This window comes from Tardiphaga sp. vice154 (assembly GCF_007018645.1).
Lineage (GTDB): Bacteria > Pseudomonadota > Alphaproteobacteria > Rhizobiales > Xanthobacteraceae > Tardiphaga.
Window position 1 is genome coordinate 370,839 of the sequence record NZ_CP041399.1, and the last position, 20,132, is coordinate 390,970.

Below are 20,132 nucleotides of genomic sequence, written 5' to 3' on the forward strand. Positions count from 1 at the left end.
CTCATGCGACGGGATTATACGTCGGGCCCCGTTTGGCGGCCTGTAGCCCCGCGAGCAAAGCTTTGACGAAGCTCGCCTTTTCCTCGGCGCCGAGAAACCGCGCAATGGAAATGCGGCGACCCTTCGAGACCAGAAACAGTTGCTCGATGCCGAATTCCGGGTGGCTGATCTGTTCGAGCTGCACCCACAGCGGATTGAGCACCCATTGCACGACATGGCCGCGATGGCTGACCCGCCGTACCCGGATTTCGGACGGCGTGACGGTGATCTCCTCGGTGGCGTCGCCGCGGCGGTAATTGACGCGGAACGCCCACCAGATCGCCAGCGCATCGAGGCCGAAGAAGCCGAGCACGGGCCAGGCGCCCATCATCAGGAACGTCAGCCCGGCGGCGAAGGAGACCGTGCAGACGAAGCCCATCAGCACGAAAAAGCCGGTGCGGCTCAATGCGCGGTGCGGACGGAGCAGTGCCGAGAACAATTCCGGTTCGGCCTCGGCGTCAAAATCGTTGCCCGATGTCATGGCCTGTCAGTATACCCCGTTGATGGCAAAAATCATCCGCAAGCTGCCGGCGAAGTCTGCCGGCAAATCGCTGCCGAAACCAGCACCGGCCAAAAAGCCCAAAAAGCTGAAGCCCTGGTCGGCCGCAGAGGTACATGAGGCATTCTCCCGGTTCCAGGAGGCCAATCCGGAGCCGAAGGGCGAGCTGGAGCACGTCAACCCGTTCACGCTGCTGGTTGCCGTGGTGCTGTCGGCGCAGGCCACCGACGCCGGCGTCAACAGAGCGACGCGCGCGCTGTTCGCCATCGCCGACACGCCGCAGAAGATGCTGGAGCTCGGCGAGGAGGAGGTCCGCAACTACATCAGGACGATCGGCCTGTACCGCACTAAGGCAAAGAACGTCATCGCGCTGTCGGCAAAGCTGATCGCCGAATTCGGCGGCGTGGTGCCGCGCACGCGTGCCGAGCTGGAGTCTCTGCCGGGCGCCGGGCGGAAGACCGCCAACGTCGTGCTCAACATGGCGTTCGGCGAGCATACGATGGCGGTGGATACGCATGTGTTTCGCGTCGGCAATCGCACCAATTTGGCGCCGGGCAAGAACGTGCTGGACGTCGAGCTCGCGCTGATGCGCGTGATTCCCGACGAGTTCATGATGCACGCGCATCATTGGCTGATTCTGCACGGGCGCTACACTTGCCTGGCGCGCAAGCCGCGCTGCGAATTGTGCCTGATCAACGATCTGTGCCGCTGGCCGGAGAAGACGGTGCAGGCGTGACGCGCCGTCCTATCAACGTCATTGCGAGGAGCGAAGCGACGCGGCAATCCAGAAGGCCGCACGCGCCGAAAGAACTGGATTGCTTCGTTGCAAGGGCTCCTCGCAATGACGGCGGTGGGGTCCGATCCTAGCTCACCGGCATCCGCGCGCGTCGTGTCGGCTCGATCAGCTCGGGCCGCGGTCCGCTCAGTCTCTTGTGCAGATGCACCATGAAGGCCATGCCGAACAACGGCGTGGCGAGGTTGACGATCGGAATCGAGACGAAGGCGGCGATGATCAGCCCGCCGATGAACACCGTCATGCCGTTGGCCTGGCGCATCAGTTTGGCTTCGGCCGGCGTGCGAAACCGCATCGCGGCGAGTTCGAAATATTCGCGGCCGAGCAGCCAGGCGGTGGCAAGGTAGAACACCACGAAGCCGGCGCCGGCGAGGAAGACGAACGGCAGCGCGACCAGGTAGACCACGATGGTCAGGAGCGCCGTCTTGACGCCTTCGGTCAGCGCGATGCCGAACGGCAGCGCCGCGCCGGGGTGCTCCGCCGGATAGTGCTCGCGCTCGACGATCTCGGCGATGTCGTCGACGAACAGGCTGGCGACCAGCGAGGTGATCGCCGGCATCAGGAAGATCGCGCCGGCCAGCACGCCCAATCCGGCGGCGATCGACAGCATCCAGGCGAGTACATCGAGCGTGGCGTGGAAGCCCGGCCCGAGCATCGACTCGGCCCAGATCTCGCCGGAGGTGGCCAGCCAGCTCAGCGCCCGCTGCAGGCCGATGCCCAGCACGACGATCAACACGAGCGCCAGCCCGATCGACTTCCACAGGATGCTGCGCATCGGCGGCGACAGGATTTGTGAAAGCGCGCGGGTGGCGGCGGTCAGCATGGGGTATCCTCGGCGTTGATATCTCTGCAGAACTAGCGATAGCGCGCGGCTTCGGCAAGGGCCGCCGCTCGCAGCGCAGCAACGAGTTATGTGGACGGCGCGCGCGATTGCAGTAGTCTGACAAAAAATGAAACGTCAGGGGAGAAAACATCGTGGTACTCAGGTTCACGCGTCCGCTAGCATTGGCCGTTGCCGCCGTCGGCCTGCTGCATGCCGCGGCACCCGCCTTCGCGGAGGACAAGATCACCGTCTGGTTCAGCAAGGGTTTCTACCGTTCCGAAGACGATTCGTTGATTGCGGCGATCAAGAAATTCGAGGCCAAGACCGGCATCAAGGTCGAGCTGTCGCAATACGCCATCCAGGACATGATCCCGAAGACGGTCGCGGCACTGGATTCCGGCACCCCGCCCGATGTCGCCTATGCCGACACCTACGACGTGCAGGCGTCCGGAAAATGGGCCTTCGAGGGCAAGCTGGAAGACCTCACCGACATTCTCGCGCCGATGAAGCAGGCCTTCGCGCCGAACACCGTCGAGACTGCATTGCTCTACAACGACGTCACCAAGAAGAAGGCCTATTACGGCTTTCCGCTGAAGCAGCAGTCGATGCATGTGCAGATCTGGGGCGACCTCTTGGAGCAGGCCGGCTTCAAGCCAAGCGACATCCCGACCGACTGGAAGGGCTACTGGTCGTTCTGGTGCGACAAGGTGCAGCCGGCCTATCGCAAGGCGTCGGGCTCGCGCGCCTATGGCGTCGGCCAGCCGATGGGCGTGGAGTCGACCGACTCTTTCCAGAGTTTCTACACCTTCATGGACGCCTACAACGTCAAGCTCGTGGACGATGACGGCAAGCTCCTGGTCGACGATCCCAAGGTCCGCGAAGGTCTGATCGGCGCGCTGAAGGACTACACCGACACCTACATCAAGGGCTGCTCGCCGCCGTCCTCGACGACGTGGAAGGACCCCGACAACAACGTCGCCTTCCACAACAAGACGATCCTGATGACGCACAACTTCACCATCTCGATCGCCGGAAAATGGTTCGAGGATTCGCAGAACCAGGCATTGACGCCCGAGCAGCGCGCCGCCGGCAAGAAGGCCTATGAGGAGAACATCATCACGGCGTCGTTTCCCGCCAAGCCGGACGGCACGCCGATCAAATATCGCTCCGACGTCAAGACCGGCATGATCTTCAGCGCCTCGAAGAACAAGCCGCAGGCCAAGGAATTCGTCAAATTCCTGCTGCAGGAGGAAAATCTGCAGCCCTATGTCGAAGGCGCGCTGGGCCGCTGGTTTCCGGTGACGATCGCCGGCCAGGCCAGCCCGTTTTGGCAGGCCGACCGCCACCGCAAGGCGGTCTACAACCAGTTCACCGCGGGTACCTCGACGTTCGATTTCGTGAAGAACTACAAGTTCACGATCCTGAACAACGAGAACGTCTGGGCCAAGGCGATGAACCGCGTGGTCTCGGAGAAGGTGCCGGTAGACAAGGCGGTGGACGAGCTGATCGCCAGGATCAAGCAGGTGGCAGGGTAGCAGTCGCTGTCGTTCCGGGGCGAGAGCAGCGCGAGCTGCGAGCGAACCCGGAACCTTGAACGGCTCTATCTCTGTCCCTCTCACCTCGGGATTCCGGGTTAGCAATCGCCTCGCGGCGCTTGCGCCCCGGAATGACAGATTGGGGTCGGCCGAAACGACGATAGGCAAGCCATGACCGCCATCACGCTCTCGTCTCCCGAAGCCACCCCGCGACGGCCGTGGACGTCACGGCTCACGACGACGCAGGTCTGGGGGTTGGCGCTGCTGGCGCCGTATATTCTCGTGTTCGCGGCCTTCGTCGTCTATCCCGTCAGCTACGGGCTGTGGCTGGCGCGGCATCCGGCGAGCTATGTCGCGCTGTATAACGACCCGATCTTCGCGCGCGCCGCGGTCAACACGCTGATCTTCCTGATCGTCGGCATCAATCTGAAAATGCTGATCGCGCTGGCGCTGTCCGGCTTCTTCATCCAGCAGCGCGCCTGGATCCGCTGGCTGTCGGTGCTGTTCATCCTGCCGTGGGCGGTGCCGTCGATCCCCACCATCCTGTCGGTGCGCTTCATGTTCAATCCGGAATGGGGCGTGGTCAATCACCTGATCTTCAAGCTCACCGGCGAGGACGGGCCGAACTGGCTCAACGATCCCGCGATCGCGCTGACGATGGCGATCGGCATGCATATCTGGAAGTCGCTGCCGTTCTGGACGCTGATCCTGATGACCGGACGGCTGGCGATTCCGCAGGACCAGTTCGAGGCCGCCGAGGTCGATGGCGCCTCCGGCTGGCAGAAATTCCGCTTCGTCACCTGGCCCGCGATGCGAACGCTGTATATGACCTGCACGCTGCTCTCGATGATCTGGACGCTGGGGGATTTCAACAGCGTCTATCTCCTCACCGGCGGCGGCCCCGCCGACCTCACCCATGTGCTGGCGACGCTGGGCATCCGCTATCTCCGCCTCGACCAGCTCGATCTGTCGATGGCCGCGATTGTCTGCGCGCTGCCGCTGGTTCTGCCGCTGGTGTATTTCATGATGAAACGGCTTTCACGATGAAAAGACCTGCGCGATGATGAAGTCCTTCTCGCTGCGTGACGTCGGCAATGAAGCAAAACTGCTGCTGATCGGCTTGCCGGTGCTGATCTGGACGCTGCTGCCGATCTATCATCTCGTGCTGTTCGCGATCTCCCCGAAGCAGGATGCCTTCGCCGGGAAGCTGTGGCCGGACCATCCGACGCTACATAATTTCGGCATCGTGTTTCGCCAGCAGCATTATTTTCTGCGGGATTTCTGGGCGCAGTTCTGGAATTCGACAGTGATCGCGCTGGCGGTCGGCGCGCTGACCTTGTTCATCGCCACCTGCGCGGCGTTCGCGATCTCGCGGCTGCGCGTGCCCGGCGGCCGCACCGTGATGAACCTCGCGCTGTTTACGTATTTCATCCCGGCGGCATTCCTCGCCGTGCCGATGTACCGCACCATGGGCAATTACGGCCTGCTCAACAACCACTGGTCGCTGATTTTCGCGATGGTGACGATCGCCTCGCCCTATGCGATTTGGGTGCTCAAGCAGGCGTCCGACAAATTGCCGGTCGAACTCGACGAGGCCGCGATCATGGACGGCGCCACGCCGATGCAATTGTTCCGGCTAGTCTACCTGCCCTTGATGCTGCCGTCGCTGGTGGCAATCGGCACCTATGCCGTGCTGCTGGCCTGGAACGAGTACCTCTATGCCTTCCTGCTGTTGTCGAAGGATACCGAGATCACGCTGCCGGTGGCGCTGGGCAATTTCCTGGCGGCGGATGATTCGCCGTGGGAATTGCTGATGACCACGGGCCTGATCTACGCGCTGCCGCCGGCCGCGATGTACTACGCGTTCCGTCGCTACATGGTCGGCGGGCTGACGGCAGGCGCGGTGAAGTCGTAATCAAAGTTTCAACCTCTCCACCTGTCGTCCCGGTCAAGCGAGCCCTTGCGAGCGCGAGCCGGGATCCATACACGCTGTCGTCATGAATCGCTGGGGCGCCGTTCCGGGGCGGCAGCAGACTCGGAGCGTATGGGTCCCGGATCTGCGCTCGCTTCGCTCACTTGTCCGGGACGACAGTGTTTAAGCCACCAGCCTGATCCTCGGCGACAGACTCACCCCTTCGCCAACAACCGCCGCTTGCGCGTCAGTCGCTTCAGGAACGAGCGGCGGCGATGGTGTTTCCGTGCCGGGAAATGGACCGAAGGCGTCCGCTACCTCCCGGAGCGGCTTCTGCTTGTCGGCCCAGTGCAGGGCGGTGTAGTCGAAGCCGAGCGCGATGGTCGGCTTGACCACCTCGAAATACGGCGAGATGTCGAAATCGCGTGGCATATACAGCGAGGAATCGCGGATATGCAGGATCTCGCGGCGTGCCTGCCGGCTGCCGGCCTGCGTGATCTTCGGCAGGATCGGATAGCGCACCGCGTCGAATGCTTGCGCGATCAATGCCGAGCAGATGATCTTGGTCGGATCGCCGGAGCCGAACGCGATCATGCGCCGCCGCCAGCGCTGCGGCACCGGCAGCGGGATCAGGAAGCGCATCAGGTCTACAATATTTTTCGTGTCGTAGCCGAAGCCGATCCGGTTGATGGCATAGCGGCAGACGGTGTGGCGGTCTTCGAACGACAGCCCGACCGGGCGGCACAGCCGCGTGTGATACGGAAAATATTTCGACAAGGGCGCCGAGGTCACGCCCTCGCCGATATTGGCCTCGATCAGCACATGCGGTTCGCCGTCGGGCTCGGTGGCGCCGTCGATCGGCCCGACATAGAGCGCGGCATGCGACCAGGTCGACTGCGTGAGATATTTGATGATGCCGGAAACCCGGTTGTTGCCCTCCACCAGCAGCACGTCACCTTCCAGGATGACGTCGCGCAACCGCTCCGGATCGCTCGGCGTGAACGGCTCGTAGCCCGGCACTTCCTTTTGCAGATAGGCCGCGATCCATTGTCCGACCGTATCGAGCACGACGCCCATGATGCTTACCCCCTGCGGCTCGTCCCGACCGCTTCTGACATGATCCTGCGCGCCAGCCATTTCAAATTGGTTCATGCCTTCGTGGCATTGCTTACACCTGATTCACCATGAGAGTTGCGCACCCCTAGCGGGATACGGCAAGTTCGCCAGATGTTCTTGCGTCCCGCAAAGTTTCGGAAACCATGCCATGACAATTTCCCGCCGCGATCTGCTGTCGGCGTCGGCGGCATTGACGCTGCTGCCGTTGTTCGGCGCTAGGGCGCGGGCTGCGACGCTTCCGCGCGAGGCCGATATCGTGGTGATCGGCGCGGGCGCCGCCGGCATTGCCGCAGCTAGGCGGGTGATGGCGGCGGGTCGCCGTGTGATCGTGCTGGAAGCCGCCGGCCAGATCGGCGGGCGCTGCCTGACCGACGCCTCCAGCTTCGAGGCGCCGTTCGATCGCGGCGCGCGCTGGCTGCATACGCCGGATAGCAATGCGCTGGTCCGGCTGGCACGGCCGGCCGGCATCGATGTGGCACCCGCGCCGCCGAGCCAGAAGCTGCGGATCGGCCGCCGCAATGCGCGCGCCGGCGAGACAGAGAACCTGCTGGCAACCCTGGTGCGCGCCAATCGCGCGATCGATGAGGGCGCCCGCCGTGGCGACATGTCCTGCGCCGCGGTGCTGCCGAAGGATCTCGGCGACTGGTCAGGCACGATCGATTTCATTCTCGGCGCCTATGCCACCGGCAAGGATCTGAAAGACCTCTCCGCGCTCGACCAGTTTCGCGCGCAGGACCGCGCCATCGATGTCGCCAGCCGCCAGGGGCTGGGCGCCTTGATGCTCAAACTCGGCGAAAGCGTCCCGGTGGCGTTGTCGACGCCGGCGACGCGGGTGATCTGGAGCGGGCGCGACATCGGCGTCGAGACACCGATGGGCCGGATCGCCGCGCGCGGCGTCATCGTCACGGTGTCCTCCAACGTGCTGGCGTCGGGTGCGATCAAATTCACGCCGGACCTGCCGAAGCGGCAGCTCGATGCCGCGGCGAAACTCAGTCTCGGCAGCTATGACCGGATCGCGCTGCAATTTTCCGGCAATCCGCTCGGCCTTGGCCGCGACGAGCTGATGATCGAGCAAAGCAGCGACGCCCGCACCGCTGCGCTGTTCGCCAATATCGGCGGCACCTCGCTCTGCACGGTCGATGTCGCGGGCGCCTTCGGTCGCGGGCTGGCGGCGCAGGGTGAGCCTGCGATGGTGGCGTTCGCGGTGGAGTGGCTGACCAAACTGTTCGGCAGTGATATCAAGAACGCGGTGAAGAAGTCGACCGCGACCAACTGGAACGCGCAGCCCCTGATCCAGGGCGCGATGTCGGCGGCGGTCCCCGGCGGTCAGGAGTCGCGGCGCGTCCTGATCGAGCCGATGGGCAATCTGTTCATCGCCGGCGAGGCCACGCATGAGACGCTGTGGGGCACTGTCGACGGCGCCTGGGAAAGCGGCGAACGCGCCGCCGATGCCGCGCTGGCGAAGCTGGCGCCGGTGAAGCCGGCCGAACCGGAGAAGAAGGCGCGGACGAAGCGGAATTAGGCCCCACACTGTCATTCCGGGGCGCGAGCGCACCAGCGCGAGCGAACCCGGAACCTCGACATGGGACGATGAACATTTCGGGATTCCGGGTTCGCGTTCGGCTACCGCCGCACGCGCCCCGGAATGACAGTGAGGGGATGATTCCGCAGGTATGGCGGTAGACGAAGTCTATCGAAACATCCCATCGAACAGCGGCAGGCTGATCAGCGCCGATACCACGACCAGCACATAGCAGATGCGGCGGAAGGTTTCGTCGCTGGCTTTGCCGAACAGCTTCGAGCCGAGCCACAGGCCGAGCGCGAATACCGGTCCGGTGATCACCGCGAGGCCGAGGATCGCCGTGGTCCACAGCCCGCCGATCGAATAGCTGACGATGATCAGCAGGTCCGCAATGAAGAAATACAGGATGATGTTGGCGCGGGTGACCGCAGCCACGGCGGCGTCGCGCAGCCAGTACATCACCACCGGCGGGCCGCCGAGTTGCGCCAGTCCGCCGAAGAAGCCGGCGATGCTGCCGACGCCGATCGTCGGTGCCGGCGTGGGCTTGCCGGGAAAGCGCCAGCCGCAGGCCAGAAGCGCCAGCATCAGGCCGATCAGCGTGACGATGATCCAGCGGATCGTGAGCGGATCGCCCCACGCCAGCATCATCGTGCCGAGCGGCACGCCGACCAGCGCGCCGAGCGAGATGATGCCGACGTCGTGCCGGTCGGCGCGGCGCCAGGCATTCGGGATCAGCGTCAGCGTAGTGAGGAAATCGATCAGCAGCAGCAGGGGTGCCGCAACCTGCGCGCCCATCATTTTGCTGGCAATCGGCATGAAGATCAGCGCCGAGCCGAAGCCGGAGAAGCCGCGGGCAAGCCCCGCGACAAAGGCGGTGATGACGACGAGGAGAAGCGAGCCGGTGGAATAGGAGGCAAGGCCAAGAGTGGCCATCATCCCCGCAACGTTCCACCCGTCTTCTTCGTCACTTCCGCCACGATCTTCGCCGCCGCCGCCTCGATCTCGACATCGGTCAGCGTCTTCTCGCGCGGCTGCATGGTGACCGCGATCGCGACCGATTTCTTGCCGTCGTCGATGCCCTTGCCCTCATAGACGTCGAACACCGTGACGCCCGAGATCAGCTTCTTGTCGACATTCTGCGCGGCGCGGACGAGATCGCCCGACTTCACGCTGCGATCGACGATGAAGGCGAAGTCGCGCGACACCGGCTGGAACGCGGACAATTCCAGCACCGGCTTGGCGCGCGTCGCCTTCTGCTTGGCGTCGGGGATGCGGTCGAGGATCACTTCGAAGGTCAGCAGCGGGCCGTCGGCGCCGAGCGCTTCCGCGGCACGCGGATGCAATTCGCCGAAATATCCGAGAATGTTCTGCGGGCCGATCTGAATGGTGCCGGAGCGGCCGGGATGCAGCCACGACGGCCCGCCGGAGACGATCTGCAGCGCCTGCATCGGCGCGCCGGCGGCGGCCAGCACGGCGAAGGCATCGGCCTTGGCGTCGAGCGCGTCGGCGGTTACGGCGCCGGACCAGTGCCGGCCCATGCCCTTCGAGGACGCCATGCCATGGCGCAGGCCGGCGGCGGCGACAAACTGGTCCTGCGGGCGGTCGCCCTTGAACACCTGGCCGACTTCGAACAGCGCGAGATCCGAGAAGCCGCGATCGGCATTGGCCTGCGCGGCGCGCACGAGACCCGGCAGCAGGCTCGGCCGCATGTCGGAGAGATCAGCCGCAATCGGATTGGCCAGCGCCAGCTCGGGCGCGCCGCCGCCGAACAATTCGGCGTGCGGCTTCGAGATGAACGACCACGTCACAGCCTCGACCATGCCGCGCGCGGCGAGGGCGCGCTTGGCGCGGCGGGTGCGGAGCTGGATCTGGGTCAGGATCGGTTTGCGCGGCGCGTCGCCGCGCGGGAACGGCGTCATCGGCACCTTGTCGACGCCGTGAACCCGCATGATCTCCTCGACGATGTCGGCCTTCCCCGTGACATCGGAACGCCACGGCGGAATCGCCACTTTCACGACGGGGCCGCTGCCGGCCATCATGAAGCCGAGATGGCCGAGGATGCGGCGCATCTCGGCCGGAGGCACGTCGATCGCGGCGAGCCGCTTGACCTCGGCGACCGGGAAATCGATCACGCGGTCATCGGCGAAAGCCTTGCCGATGACGATGTTCTCCGACGGCGTGCCGCCGCACAATTCCATCACCAGCTTCGTCGCCAGTTCGAGGCCGGGCAGCATGAAGGCCGGATCGACGCCGCGCTCGAAGCGATAGCGCGCATCCGAATTGATGCCGAGCCGACGACCGGTCTGCGCGATGTTGATCTCGTTCCACAGTGCGGATTCGATCAGCACGTCGGTGGTGCCTTCGTCGCAGCCGGAGGCCTCGCCGCCCATGATGCCGGCCAGCGATTCCACGCCGTTGTCGTCGGCGATGACGCAGGCCTTGTCGTCGAGTCTGTAGGTCTTGCCGTCCAGCGCCAGCAAAGTCTCGCCGTCGCGGGCGCGGCGCACCACGATGTCGCCATGCACCTTGGCGGCATCGAACACGTGCAGCGGACGGGCGCGATCGAAGGTGAGGAAGTTGGTGATGTCGACCAGCGCGTTGATCGGGCGCAGCCCGATCGAGGTCAGGCGCTTTTGCAGCCATTCCGGCGACGGGCCGTTCTTGACGCCGCGCACGAGGCGCATCGCGAAGCCCGGGCACAACGTCGCGTCTTCGACGGTGACCTTCACCGGGCAGGGGAATTCGCCCTTGATCGGGTTGATCGCGGGATTCTTGAACTTGCCCATGTCGGCGGCGGCAAGATCGCGCGCGATGCCGAACACGCCGGTGCAGTCCTGCCGGTTCGGCGTGAGATTGATCTCGATCACGGGGTCGCCGAGCTTCGCCCAGTGGGCATAGGCTTTGCCGACCGGCGCGTCAGCCGGCAGCTCGATGATGCCGTCGATGGCGTCGGGCAGTCCGAGCTCGCCGGCCGAGCACAGCATGCCCTGGCTCTCGACGCCGCGGATATTGCCGAGGCCGATGGTGAAGTCCTTGCCCGGAATGAACGTGCCGGGGCGGGCGAGCACGGTCTTCAATCCCGCGCGCGCATTCGGCGCCCCGCAGACGATCTGCAATGGCGAGGCCTCGCCGACATTGACGGTGCAGACGCGCAGCCGGTCCGCATTGGGATGCTGCACGGCCTCGACGATCTCGGCGATCGTGAACGGCTGCAACAGCTTCGCAGTGTCCGCGATGTGCTCGACCTCGAGCCCGATCATGGTGAGCTTGTCGGCGAGCGTCTCGAGCGACTCGTCGGTGTCGAGATGTTCTTTCAGCCAGGAAAGGGAGAATTTCACGAGCTTAATCCTCCGGCCAGCGTCGGCATTTCCAGCGGCTTGAAGCCGTAGTGATTGAGGAAGCGCACGTCGCCCTCGAACAATTGACGGAGATCGCCGATGCCGTATTTCAGCATCGCGATGCGGTCGATGCCCATGCCCCAGGCGAAGCCCTGGTACACATCGGGATCGATGTTGCAGGCGCGCAGCACGTTGGGATGCACCATGCCGCAGCCGAGAATCTCCAGCCAGTCCTCGCCTTCGCCGAAGCGGATCTCGCCATTGCCGCGGCGGCACTGGATGTCGACTTCCAGCGACGGCTCGGTGAACGGGAAGAACGACGGCCGGAACCGCATGTTGATATTGTCGACCTCGAAGAACGCCTTGCAGAATTCGTGCAGGATCCATTTGAGGTGGCCAAGATGCGCGGTCTTGTCGATCACCAGGCCTTCGACCTGGTGGAACATCGGCGTGTGCGTCTGGTCAGAGTCGCTGCGATAGGTGCGGCCCGGACAGATGATGCGGATCGGCGGCTCCTGCGTGAGCATGGTGCGGACCTGCACCGGCGAGGTGTGGGTGCGCAGCAGCTTTCGCACGCCGTCCGAATCAGGATTGAAATAGAACGTGTCGTGCATCTCGCGGGCCGGATGGCCCTCGGGGAAGTTCAGCTTCGTGAAATTGTAGTCGTCGGTCTCGATGTCCGGACCTTCGGCGATGGCAAATCCCATATCGGCGAAAATGGTGGTGAGTTCGTCCATCACCTGGCTGAGCGGATGCACGCGGCCCAGATCGGCCGGAGCGTCGCGCAGCGGCAGCGTGACGTCGATGGTTTCGGAGGCGAGCCGCGCGTCGAGGGCGGCGTTCTTCAGGATGTCGCGCCGCGCGGTCAGTGCCTGCGTCACCACATCCTTGGCGAGGTTGATCGCGGCACCCTCGGTCTTGCGCTGCTCCGGCGTCATCTTGCCGAGCGTGGAAAGAAGCGCCGAGATCGAGCCCTTCTTGCCGAGCGCACCGACGCGCACCGCCTCGATGGCGGCCTCGTCGGAGGCGCCTGCGATGGCGGCAAGGATTTCGGTTTGGAGAGTTTGAAGATCAGACATGGCTACCAACGGAGGCTTGTTGCTTCTGGATTCGGTCGCAGAGGATAAGGCCGATACGGGGCGGATGGCCTTTCAGCGTGGCGAGGTCGAGTTGGACGGGGGTTGTTCGTTCATTAATGATGAGACTTACGATAGCAAACGCCATCGAGCCACCCCTGTTGCCATGTCCGGGCTCGGCCCACGGGCTCAGCTTCTCGGCCAGTTCATCCACCGTCCCCGAAGCGCCGGTGAACGTCAGCTGTTTGATCGCACTCAACTTGATGCTTTGCGAGGGGATGCCAAAGCGAAGGTCGCGATCGTTGATGAAGAGCGGCGCTGTCTTGCTTCGATCGGCCAAGCGACGTCTCCAGCGGGGAATAGCGCCGATGGCGACTGCCATCATGAGCAGGCCCATGATCGTCTTGTAATAGGGCAGGTTCAGCAGAGCTGAATAACGACCGGTCGACTGGTCCCCTGCATATTCGGCGTAAATGAGCCAAGCTCCGAAAGCAGCAAGCGATGGGAGGCCAAGGGCGCCCCACCACCAGAGTTTTCGGCTTTCATCGAAGCGAAGTTCGCCGGATCGCTCTTGCGCGTCGAGCGCGGCGTAAGGATCGGTCGAGATCCCGGTCCATGTGCCTGAATCGATGACAGTGTTCATGCCAGCCGCACCAACCAAAAGCCTGCCAGGCGATGCCGGCAGGCTCAGAGTCGGTCTGCCGGCATAAAGTCATTAAGCCGCGAGAGCGGCCTTGGCCTTCTCGGCGATCGCGGTGAACACCGCGGGCTCGTGGATCGCGAGATCCGACAGCACCTTGCGGTCAACCAGCACGCCGGACTTGGCGAGGCCGTTGATGAACACGCTGTAGGTCATGCCGAGCGGACGGACGGCGGCGTTGATGCGCTGGATCCACAGAGCGCGGAACGTGCGCTTCTTGCGCTTGCGGTCGCGGAAGGCGTACTGGCCTGCCTTTTCGACGGCCTGCTTGGCGGTGCGGATCGTGTTCTTGCGACGGCCACGGAAACCCTTGGCGGCCTTGTAGACTTTCTTGTGCTTGGCGTGAGCTGTCACACCGCGTTTGACGCGAGCCATGACTGGTCTCCTTCAATTCAAAATGAAAAACAGGGTGCCGCGCGAACGCAGCCGTGATGACGTGAAAACGTCAGGCGTTCGGCAAGAAATACTTCTTGATGTTGTCGCCGTCGGTCTTGAACAGCACGCGCGTACCGCGGAGCTGACGAATCTGCTTCTTCGTCCGCTTGATCATTCCGTGGCGCTTGCCGGCATGGGCCGACATCACTTTGCCTGTTCCGGTCACTTTGAAGCGCTTTTTGGCGCCCGACTTGGTCTTCAGCTTGGGCATTTGGCTCTCCTATGGCCCGCACGCCTGTTGCGCCCGAGGGGCGCTGCGCCGGCTAAAATGCTCGCTAGAGCGTTGAAAGTGCTCGACTTATTGCCTCACGGAAGAAGTCAGCACGGACATCGGCACGGCAGCCCTTGATGAGCCGGCCGATGAAGGTTGGGCTTATGGCAGAGGATAGGGGAATTGGCAACGATTAACGCTGCTTAAGAGTCGTTTGCTGCGCGGCTGCGCCGCACTGGCCGGAACGTTTCATGATCCTTATCTGTTGCATGACCAACAAACGGCACGAAACGAAATCGGGACGACACCATGGCCAGCAATTCCAGCAAGTCACCCAAGGCAATCGCCATCAAGCAGGACGCCAAGCGCATCACAACGCTGAAGTGGCTGTTCGCCGCGGCCGGCGTCGCCGCCGCCATCGCGCTGGCAGGTGCCGCGCATGCCGCAACCTCCCATGACGGCAACTGGAAAGTCACGATCATCACCGAATCCGGCAATTGCGATCCGGCCTACAGCTATCCGGTCAAGGTCGTCGGCGGCAAAGTCAGCTACAATGGCGACGGCAGCTTCGAGATCTCCGGAAACGTCGCCGACGCGGGCTCCGTCAACGTATCGATCGCCCGCGGCGATCAAAAGGCCAATGCCTCTGGCAAGATCTCCGGCAACGCCGGCACAGGGCAATGGAGCGGCAAGTCCGCGACCACGACCTGCACCGGCCGCTGGGAAGCCAGCAAGAGCTAGGCTGTCATTTCGGGGCGAGAGCGGCGTCAGCCGCGAGCGAACGTCCGCCACTCCAATTGGAGTGGCGGAGAACCTCGGCATGGGACGATGAACATTTCGGGATTCCGGGTTCGCTCGGACTTTCGCCCTGGTGCCCCGGAATGACGGCGTAGCTAAAGAAAAAGGCCCGCCAGAAACCTGACGGGCCGAAATCATTTATAATCTAACCAAATAGCGATCAGCGCGGCGCCAGAACCATCACCACCTGGCGGCCTTCGAAACGCGCGTCCTGTTCGACCTTGGCGTATTCGGCGACGTCCGCCTTCACCTTGTCGAGCAGCTTGGTGCCGATTTCCTGATGCGCCATTTCACGGCCGCGGTAACGCAGCGTGATCTTGACCTTGTCGCCTTCTTCGAAGAAGCGCTGCATCGCGCGCATTTTCACTTCGTAGTCGTGGTCGTCGATCATCGGACGGAGCTTGATCTCCTTGATCTCGACGATCTTCTGCTTCTTGCGGGCTTCCGCGGCCTTTTTCTGGGCCGAATATTTGAACTTCCCGTAGTCCATGATCTTGCAGACGGGAGGGCTGGTATTGGGCGAAATCTCGACCAGATCCATGCCGGCTTCCATCGCCATTTTCACAGCGATCGTCGTTTCGACAGTGCCGTGGTTGAGGCCTGTCTGATCAATCAGCTGAACCTGGGCGTTGCGGATTTCATCGTTGGTGCGCGGCCCGTCTTTGGTCTGGGCGGGCGGGGCTCTGTTGGGACGGCGAATGGGTAACTCTCCAATGTTGTGAAGGAAGGCGACAGTTTGCAGGAAGTGAGCGTTTTGAGCAAGCAAACTCACAATGATGCAGGTCAAAACGCGGAAATACGCGGCATTTGGGCCGGGCAAACGCGCAAAACGCAGCAAATGGCGCCGACCAAGCTCAAATAGAGCGCCCGCGGACGTTGCGCAAGCCGCACCGGGCCGCAAACGCCACGCGGTATCGGCGTTGACGGGGCTGTGCCGCTCGCTCAAACAGCTTCGAAACGAGGTCATCCATGAGCAGCCCGGCGTCAACAGCCCCCACTTTCATCACGGTCGGCAGCGGCCCCGCCGCCCGGCGCATCGCGCTGCGGATCCGCGAGGGCACGTCGCCCGGGCTGTTCTGGATGAGCGGCTTCAAGTCCGACATGCAGGGCGGCAAGGCGTTGGCGCTGGATGCGTTTGCGGCGGAGCAGGGGCGCGCCTGCGTCCGCTTCGACTATTCCGGCCACGGTGAATCCGGCGGCGCCTTTGTCGATGGCACCATCGGTCGCTGGCTCGAGGACAGTCTCGCGGTGTTCGACGCGGCATGCCAGGGCCCGCAGGTGGTGATCGGCTCGTCGATGGGCGGCTGGATGGCGCTGCTGCTGGCGCGCGCACTGGCCCGCCGCGGCATGATCGGCCGCGCCACGCTGAAAGGCCTGGTGCTGATCGCGCCGGCGCCGGACTTCACCGAAGCGCTGATGTGGAACGGCTTCTCGCCGCAAGTGCGCGAACAGATCATGCGCGACGGCTGCTGGATGCGGCCGTCGGAATATGGCGAGCCCTATCCGATCACTAGGCAACTGATCGAGGAAGGCCGCGACCATCTGCTGCTCGGCGGCAGCATCGAGCTCGGCTGCCCGGTTCGCATCCTGCAGGGTCGGCTCGATCCCGACGTGCCGTGGAAGCACGCCTTTCGCCTCACCGAGCGACTGCCAGTCGACGACGTCGTGCTGACGGTGATCCCGGACGGCGACCATCGGCTGTCGCGGCCGCAGGATCTGGCGCGGATCATTGCGGCGGTGGAAGACATCTCGAAGTAGGCCGCTGGGTCCGTCCTCGATCGAACTACCAATTCGGTTGAGCGGCCTTGTCGCCGACCGGCCGCGGCGCCGCTCCCTTTGACCTTGCGGGCCGAAGTCCCTATTTTATGGCGAGTTTCTCCTGACCGCCCGGGCCTGACATGACCGCCTCGCTGAAAGCCATCGACGGCACGGCCGATCTGCCGTTGCTGATGAACGACCTCGCGCTGGCCGCCCGCGCGGCGGCGCGGGCGCTGGCGATAGCGCCGACGGAACAGAAAAACCGCGCGCTGGCGGCGATGGAGCGCGCCGTCCGCGCCGGCGAAACGGCGATCCTGGCCGCCAATGCCGAGGATGTCGCCGAGGTCCGCGCCAATGGCGCAACCTCCGCCTTCATCGACCGGCTGACTCTGACACCGGCCCGCGTCAGCGCGATGGCCGACGGCATTCGCGTGATCCATGACATTGCCGATCCCGTGGGCGCCGTCACCGAGAGCTGGCAGCGGCCGAACGGCATGACCATCGAGCGGGTTCGCGTGTCGCTCGGCGTCGTCGCGGTGATTTTCGAGAGCCGGCCCAATGTCGCAGCGGACGCTGGCGTGTTGTGCCTGAAGTCCGGCAATGCCGTGATCCTGCGCGGCGGCTCCGACAGTTTCCGATCCTGCCGCGCGATCCACGAATGCCTGGTGCAGGGCCTGCGCGAGGCCGGATTGCCCGAGGCCGCGATCACTCTGGTGCCGACCCGCGACCGCGCCGCGGTGGGCCTGCTGCTGTCAGGCCTGAACGGCGGCGTCGATGTCATCGTGCCGCGCGGCGGCAAGAGCCTGGTGGCGCGCGTCGAGGCCGAGGCCCGGGTGCCCGTGTTCGCGCATCTCGAAGGCGTCAACCACGTCTATGTCGATCGTGCCGCCTCGCTGGAGATGGCCAAGTCGATCGTGCTGAACGCGAAAATGCGCCGGCCCGGCGTCTGCGGCGCCACCGAGACGCTGCTGGTCGACCGCGCGGTGGCGGCCACGCATCTCAAGCCGCTGGTGGAAATGCTGATCGAGGCCGGCTGCGAAGTCCGCGGCGATGCCGCCGTGCAGGCGGTGGACGGCCGTGTCAATCCGGCGACCGACGCGGACTGGGATACCGAATACGAGGACGCCATCATCTCGGCGCGGGTCGTCGATGGCCTCGACGAGGCGCTGGCGCATATCAGGGATCACGGCTCGCACCATACCGACGCGATCGTGACCGAAAATGCGGCAGCGGCGACGCGCTTCCTCAACGAGGTCGATTCCGCCATCGTGCTGCATAATGCCTCGACGCAGTTTGCCGATGGCGGCGAGTTCGGCTTCGGCGCCGAGATCGGAATCGCCACCGGCAAATTCCACGCCCGCGGCCCGGTCGGCGCCGAACAGCTCACCAGCTTCAAATACCGCATCCACGGCACCGGTCAGACCCGGCCGTGATGAACATGGCGCGCGCGCGTGGCGACTGAACTGGAGCCTGCAGTCCCCGGCCGGGCTTCTGCGGGCCACGCCATCCCGTTTCACAGCGCAGGCCAGCGGATTGGGCTGCTCGGCGGCTCGTTCAACCCGCCGCATGCCGCGCACCGGGCGATTTCGCTGTTTGCGATGAAGCGGCTGCAACTGGATCGCGTCTGGTGGCTGGTGTCGCCGGGCAACCCGCTGAAAGACCGCAGCAATCTGCATGACCTCGCCGAGCGCGCGGCCGCGGCGCGGGCCATGGCCAACCATCCGCGCATCGACGTCACCTGCCTGGAGACCGCGATCGGCACCCGCTATACCGTCGATACCATCACCTATCTGCGAAGGCGTTGCGCCAGCGCCTGTTTTGTCTGGATCATGGGCGCCGATAATCTCGCCCAGTTCCACAAATGGGAAAACTGGCAGCAGATCGCCGCGCAGGTGCCGTTTGCGGTGATCGACCGCCCGCCGCTGACCCTGCGCGGCCTGGCGTCCCCGGCGGCGCAGGCGTTGTCGCGGGACCGGATCCCGGAACGCGACGCCGGGATGCTGGCCGACCTCGACCCGCCGGCCTGGGTGTTCCTCACCGGGCTGAAGCTTGCGATGTCCTCGACCCGGCTGCGCAACGCCGATGGCAGCTGGAAGACGTAATTCCACAACACCGCGTCGATAAGTGCTATAGGAACGGCCTGGAATATTGAATCCACGACTCCCTCATCATAGTCTCTTCATCGGGCGCCGGATCAGGCGCCCCGACCCGTGAAAGGAATGGTCCCTGGCCACTTCTGTATCGACGAAAACCGGCGCCAAAAAGAAGGCCCCGGCCAAGGCAGCCTCCAAGGCCGCTTCCAAGCCTCCAGCGAAAGCTGCTGCTCCCAAATCTGCTGCGAAGAAAGCCGTCGTGCCGAAAAAGGCGCTTGTCGCCAAGAAGGCAGTAGCGCCGAAGAAGGCTTCGGTTGCTAAAGCTTCCGTCGCCAAGGTTGTCACGCCCAAGGTGACGAAGGCCAAGAAGGCCGCGCTGGCCGGCCTGCAGCCGCGCGACAGCGCCGATGTGGTGCTCGACCTCATTCTCAAGCGGCTCGACGACATGAAGGCGGAAGAGACCGTCACCATCGACCTGCGCGGCAAGTCGGCGTTCTCCGACTACATGGTCATCACCACAGGTCGCTCGAACCGTCATGTCGGCTCATTGGCTGAGACCGTCGCCAAGGGGCTCAAGGAATCCGGCAACAAGAAGCTCCACATCGAGGGGCTGCCGAATTGTGACTGGGTGCTGATCGATACCGGCGAGGTGATCGTTCACGTCTTCCGCCCGGAAGTGCGCGAATTCTACAATCTCGAACGGTTGTGGACGCAGAGCCCCGGCGACGACAAGATCGAACTCAAGGCGGTTTGATATCGAGGCTCTTTCACCGGATCGTGCCGATGATGTTTTGTCACCTCTCCCTTGGGGAGAGGTCGGATTGCCTGGCGATGCGTAGCATCGACTGGGCAATCCGGGTGAGGGGTTTCGTGCCATTGATAGGCCGGTGCCCCCTCACCCCAGCCCTCTCCCCAATGGGGAGAAGGGGCGCAGCGACAGTGCGTCGATGCGCTTTAGTTGAACAAGTCAGACCCTAGCCCCTATGCATCTGGTTCTCATTTCCATCGGCAGGCTCAAGCAGGGTCCGGAACGCGAGCTGGCGGAGCGGTATCGCGATCGCTTCGACGATATCGGCCGCAAGCTCGGTTTTCGCGGCCTCGCGATCCATGAAATTCCGGAAAGCCGCGCCCGCGATGCGGCGACCCGAATCGCCGAGGAGGCCGCCGCGATCACGGCGTTGATCCCGGAAAAGGCCGTGATCGTCGCGCTGGACGAGCGCGGCACCAGCGTCGACAGCCCGAGCTTTGCCCGCCATCTCGGCCGCTGGCGCGACGAGCAGGTGGGGCACACTATTTTCGTGATCGGCGGCGCGGACGGACTTTCGCCCGAATTGCGGCGCAGAGCCAAGATGAGTATTGCGTTCGGCGCAGCGACTTGGCCGCATCAGATGGTGCGGGTCATGCTTCTCGAACAGATCTACCGGGCGGCGACGATTTTGTCCGGACATCCGTATCACCGCGTTTAGGTTCTTCCAGCGAAAGCG

Annotated in this window: 21 protein-coding genes; 11 read left to right on the top strand and 10 right to left on the bottom strand. The window is 64.0% G+C overall.

Features of this window, described 5'->3' with window-relative positions; genetic code table 11:
• Position 1 precedes the first annotated feature (1 nt).
• On the bottom strand, positions 2 to 520 hold the full coding sequence (locus FIU28_RS01665) for a DUF2244 domain-containing protein (protein ID WP_143571368.1): 519 nt from the start codon (positions 518 to 520) through the stop codon (positions 2 to 4).
• A gap of 22 nt (positions 521 to 542) precedes the next feature.
• Between FIU28_RS01665 and nth the strand changes: the two genes are divergently transcribed.
• Positions 543 to 1,274: an endonuclease III gene (gene nth / locus FIU28_RS01670; RefSeq protein WP_143571369.1), complete on the top strand. Its 732-nt coding sequence runs from the start codon at positions 543 to 545 to the stop codon at positions 1,272 to 1,274.
• A gap of 127 nt (positions 1,275 to 1,401) precedes the next feature.
• On the opposite strand, the gene FIU28_RS01675 is transcribed toward nth, so the two are convergent.
• Entirely contained in the window at positions 1,402 to 2,154 is a 753-nt protein-coding gene (locus FIU28_RS01675; protein ID WP_143571370.1) for a sulfate transporter family protein, read from the bottom strand.
• 152 nt (positions 2,155 to 2,306) lie between these two features.
• Here FIU28_RS01675 and FIU28_RS01680 point away from each other — a divergent pair, with 152 nt between their 5' ends.
• From FIU28_RS01680 to FIU28_RS01690, 3 genes are all read left to right on the top strand, one after another.
• Complete coding sequence (locus tag FIU28_RS01680) at positions 2,307 to 3,689, top strand: ABC transporter substrate-binding protein (RefSeq protein ID WP_143571371.1); 1,383 nt, start codon at positions 2,307 to 2,309, stop codon at positions 3,687 to 3,689.
• Positions 3,690 to 3,860: 171 nt separating this feature from the next.
• Positions 3,861 to 4,736 (top strand): carbohydrate ABC transporter permease, encoded by an 876-nt coding sequence (locus FIU28_RS01685; protein ID WP_143571372.1) that lies wholly within the window; start codon positions 3,861 to 3,863, stop codon positions 4,734 to 4,736.
• A gap of 16 nt (positions 4,737 to 4,752) precedes the next feature.
• Positions 4,753 to 5,604: a carbohydrate ABC transporter permease gene (locus FIU28_RS01690; protein WP_143575986.1), complete on the top strand. Its 852-nt coding sequence runs from the start codon at positions 4,753 to 4,755 to the stop codon at positions 5,602 to 5,604.
• A 180-nt stretch (positions 5,605 to 5,784) separates the two neighbouring features.
• On the opposite strand, the gene FIU28_RS01695 is transcribed toward FIU28_RS01690, so the two are convergent.
• Complete coding sequence (locus tag FIU28_RS01695; protein ID WP_143575987.1) at positions 5,785 to 6,678, bottom strand: YiiX/YebB-like N1pC/P60 family cysteine hydrolase; 894 nt, start codon at positions 6,676 to 6,678, stop codon at positions 5,785 to 5,787.
• Between the two features lie 187 nt (positions 6,679 to 6,865).
• On the opposite strand from FIU28_RS01695, the gene FIU28_RS01700 reads away from it, so the two are divergent.
• Positions 6,866 to 8,239, top strand: a complete 1,374-nt coding sequence (locus FIU28_RS01700) for a flavin monoamine oxidase family protein (RefSeq protein ID WP_143571373.1) — start codon at positions 6,866 to 6,868, stop codon at positions 8,237 to 8,239.
• A 168-nt stretch (positions 8,240 to 8,407) separates the two neighbouring features.
• On the opposite strand, the gene FIU28_RS01705 is transcribed toward FIU28_RS01700, so the two are convergent.
• From FIU28_RS01705 to rpmI, 6 genes are all read right to left on the bottom strand, one after another.
• Complete coding sequence (locus FIU28_RS01705; RefSeq protein ID WP_246660833.1) at positions 8,408 to 9,175, bottom strand: sulfite exporter TauE/SafE family protein; 768 nt, start codon at positions 9,173 to 9,175, stop codon at positions 8,408 to 8,410.
• The gene (gene pheT / locus FIU28_RS01710; protein ID WP_143571374.1) at positions 9,172 to 11,577 is read right to left on the bottom strand and encodes a phenylalanine--tRNA ligase subunit beta; all 2,406 of its coding nucleotides are present in this window, start codon (positions 11,575 to 11,577) and stop codon (positions 9,172 to 9,174) included. The genes FIU28_RS01705 and pheT overlap by 4 nt, the downstream gene beginning before the upstream one ends.
• The gene (pheS, locus tag FIU28_RS01715; protein ID WP_143571375.1) at positions 11,574 to 12,656 is read right to left on the bottom strand and encodes a phenylalanine--tRNA ligase subunit alpha; all 1,083 of its coding nucleotides are present in this window, start codon (positions 12,654 to 12,656) and stop codon (positions 11,574 to 11,576) included. The genes pheT and pheS overlap by 4 nt, the downstream gene beginning before the upstream one ends.
• Entirely contained in the window at positions 12,649 to 13,296 is a 648-nt protein-coding gene (locus tag FIU28_RS01720) for a hypothetical protein (protein WP_143571376.1), read from the bottom strand. The genes pheS and FIU28_RS01720 overlap by 8 nt, the downstream gene beginning before the upstream one ends.
• Positions 13,297 to 13,368: 72 nt before the next feature.
• Complete coding sequence (gene rplT / locus FIU28_RS01725; RefSeq protein ID WP_143571377.1) at positions 13,369 to 13,728, bottom strand: 50S ribosomal protein L20; 360 nt, start codon at positions 13,726 to 13,728, stop codon at positions 13,369 to 13,371.
• A 70-nt stretch (positions 13,729 to 13,798) separates the two neighbouring features.
• Positions 13,799 to 13,999: a 50S ribosomal protein L35 gene (gene rpmI / locus FIU28_RS01730; RefSeq protein ID WP_044405954.1), complete on the bottom strand. Its 201-nt coding sequence runs from the start codon at positions 13,997 to 13,999 to the stop codon at positions 13,799 to 13,801.
• A gap of 309 nt (positions 14,000 to 14,308) precedes the next feature.
• Between rpmI and FIU28_RS01735 the strand changes: the two genes are divergently transcribed.
• Positions 14,309 to 14,740, top strand: coding sequence for a hypothetical protein (locus FIU28_RS01735; protein WP_143571378.1), 432 nt, complete (start codon positions 14,309 to 14,311; stop codon positions 14,738 to 14,740).
• Positions 14,741 to 14,957: 217 nt separating this feature from the next.
• Here FIU28_RS01735 and infC read toward each other — a convergent pair whose 3' ends face one another.
• Positions 14,958 to 15,497, bottom strand: coding sequence for a translation initiation factor IF-3 (gene infC, locus FIU28_RS01740; RefSeq protein ID WP_143575989.1), 540 nt, complete (start codon positions 15,495 to 15,497; stop codon positions 14,958 to 14,960).
• 269 nt (positions 15,498 to 15,766) lie between these two features.
• Between infC and FIU28_RS01745 the strand changes: the two genes are divergently transcribed.
• The 5 genes from FIU28_RS01745 to rlmH all read left to right on the top strand — a co-directional run bounded on the left by FIU28_RS01745 (position 15,767) and on the right by rlmH (position 20,114).
• Complete coding sequence (locus FIU28_RS01745; RefSeq protein ID WP_143571379.1) at positions 15,767 to 16,555, top strand: alpha/beta hydrolase; 789 nt, start codon at positions 15,767 to 15,769, stop codon at positions 16,553 to 16,555.
• Between the two features lie 140 nt (positions 16,556 to 16,695).
• Positions 16,696 to 17,988, top strand: a complete 1,293-nt coding sequence (locus tag FIU28_RS01750) for a glutamate-5-semialdehyde dehydrogenase (RefSeq protein WP_143571380.1) — start codon at positions 16,696 to 16,698, stop codon at positions 17,986 to 17,988.
• A gap of 18 nt (positions 17,989 to 18,006) precedes the next feature.
• Positions 18,007 to 18,657: a nicotinate-nucleotide adenylyltransferase gene (locus FIU28_RS01755; protein ID WP_246660834.1), complete on the top strand. Its 651-nt coding sequence runs from the start codon at positions 18,007 to 18,009 to the stop codon at positions 18,655 to 18,657.
• 376 nt (positions 18,658 to 19,033) lie between these two features.
• Positions 19,034 to 19,402, top strand: coding sequence for a ribosome silencing factor (gene rsfS, locus FIU28_RS01760; protein WP_143575991.1), 369 nt, complete (start codon positions 19,034 to 19,036; stop codon positions 19,400 to 19,402).
• 229 nt (positions 19,403 to 19,631) lie between these two features.
• On the top strand, positions 19,632 to 20,114 hold the full coding sequence (rlmH, locus tag FIU28_RS01765; RefSeq protein WP_143571381.1) for a 23S rRNA (pseudouridine(1915)-N(3))-methyltransferase RlmH: 483 nt from the start codon (positions 19,632 to 19,634) through the stop codon (positions 20,112 to 20,114).
• The last annotated feature ends 18 nt before the right edge of the window (positions 20,115 to 20,132 follow it).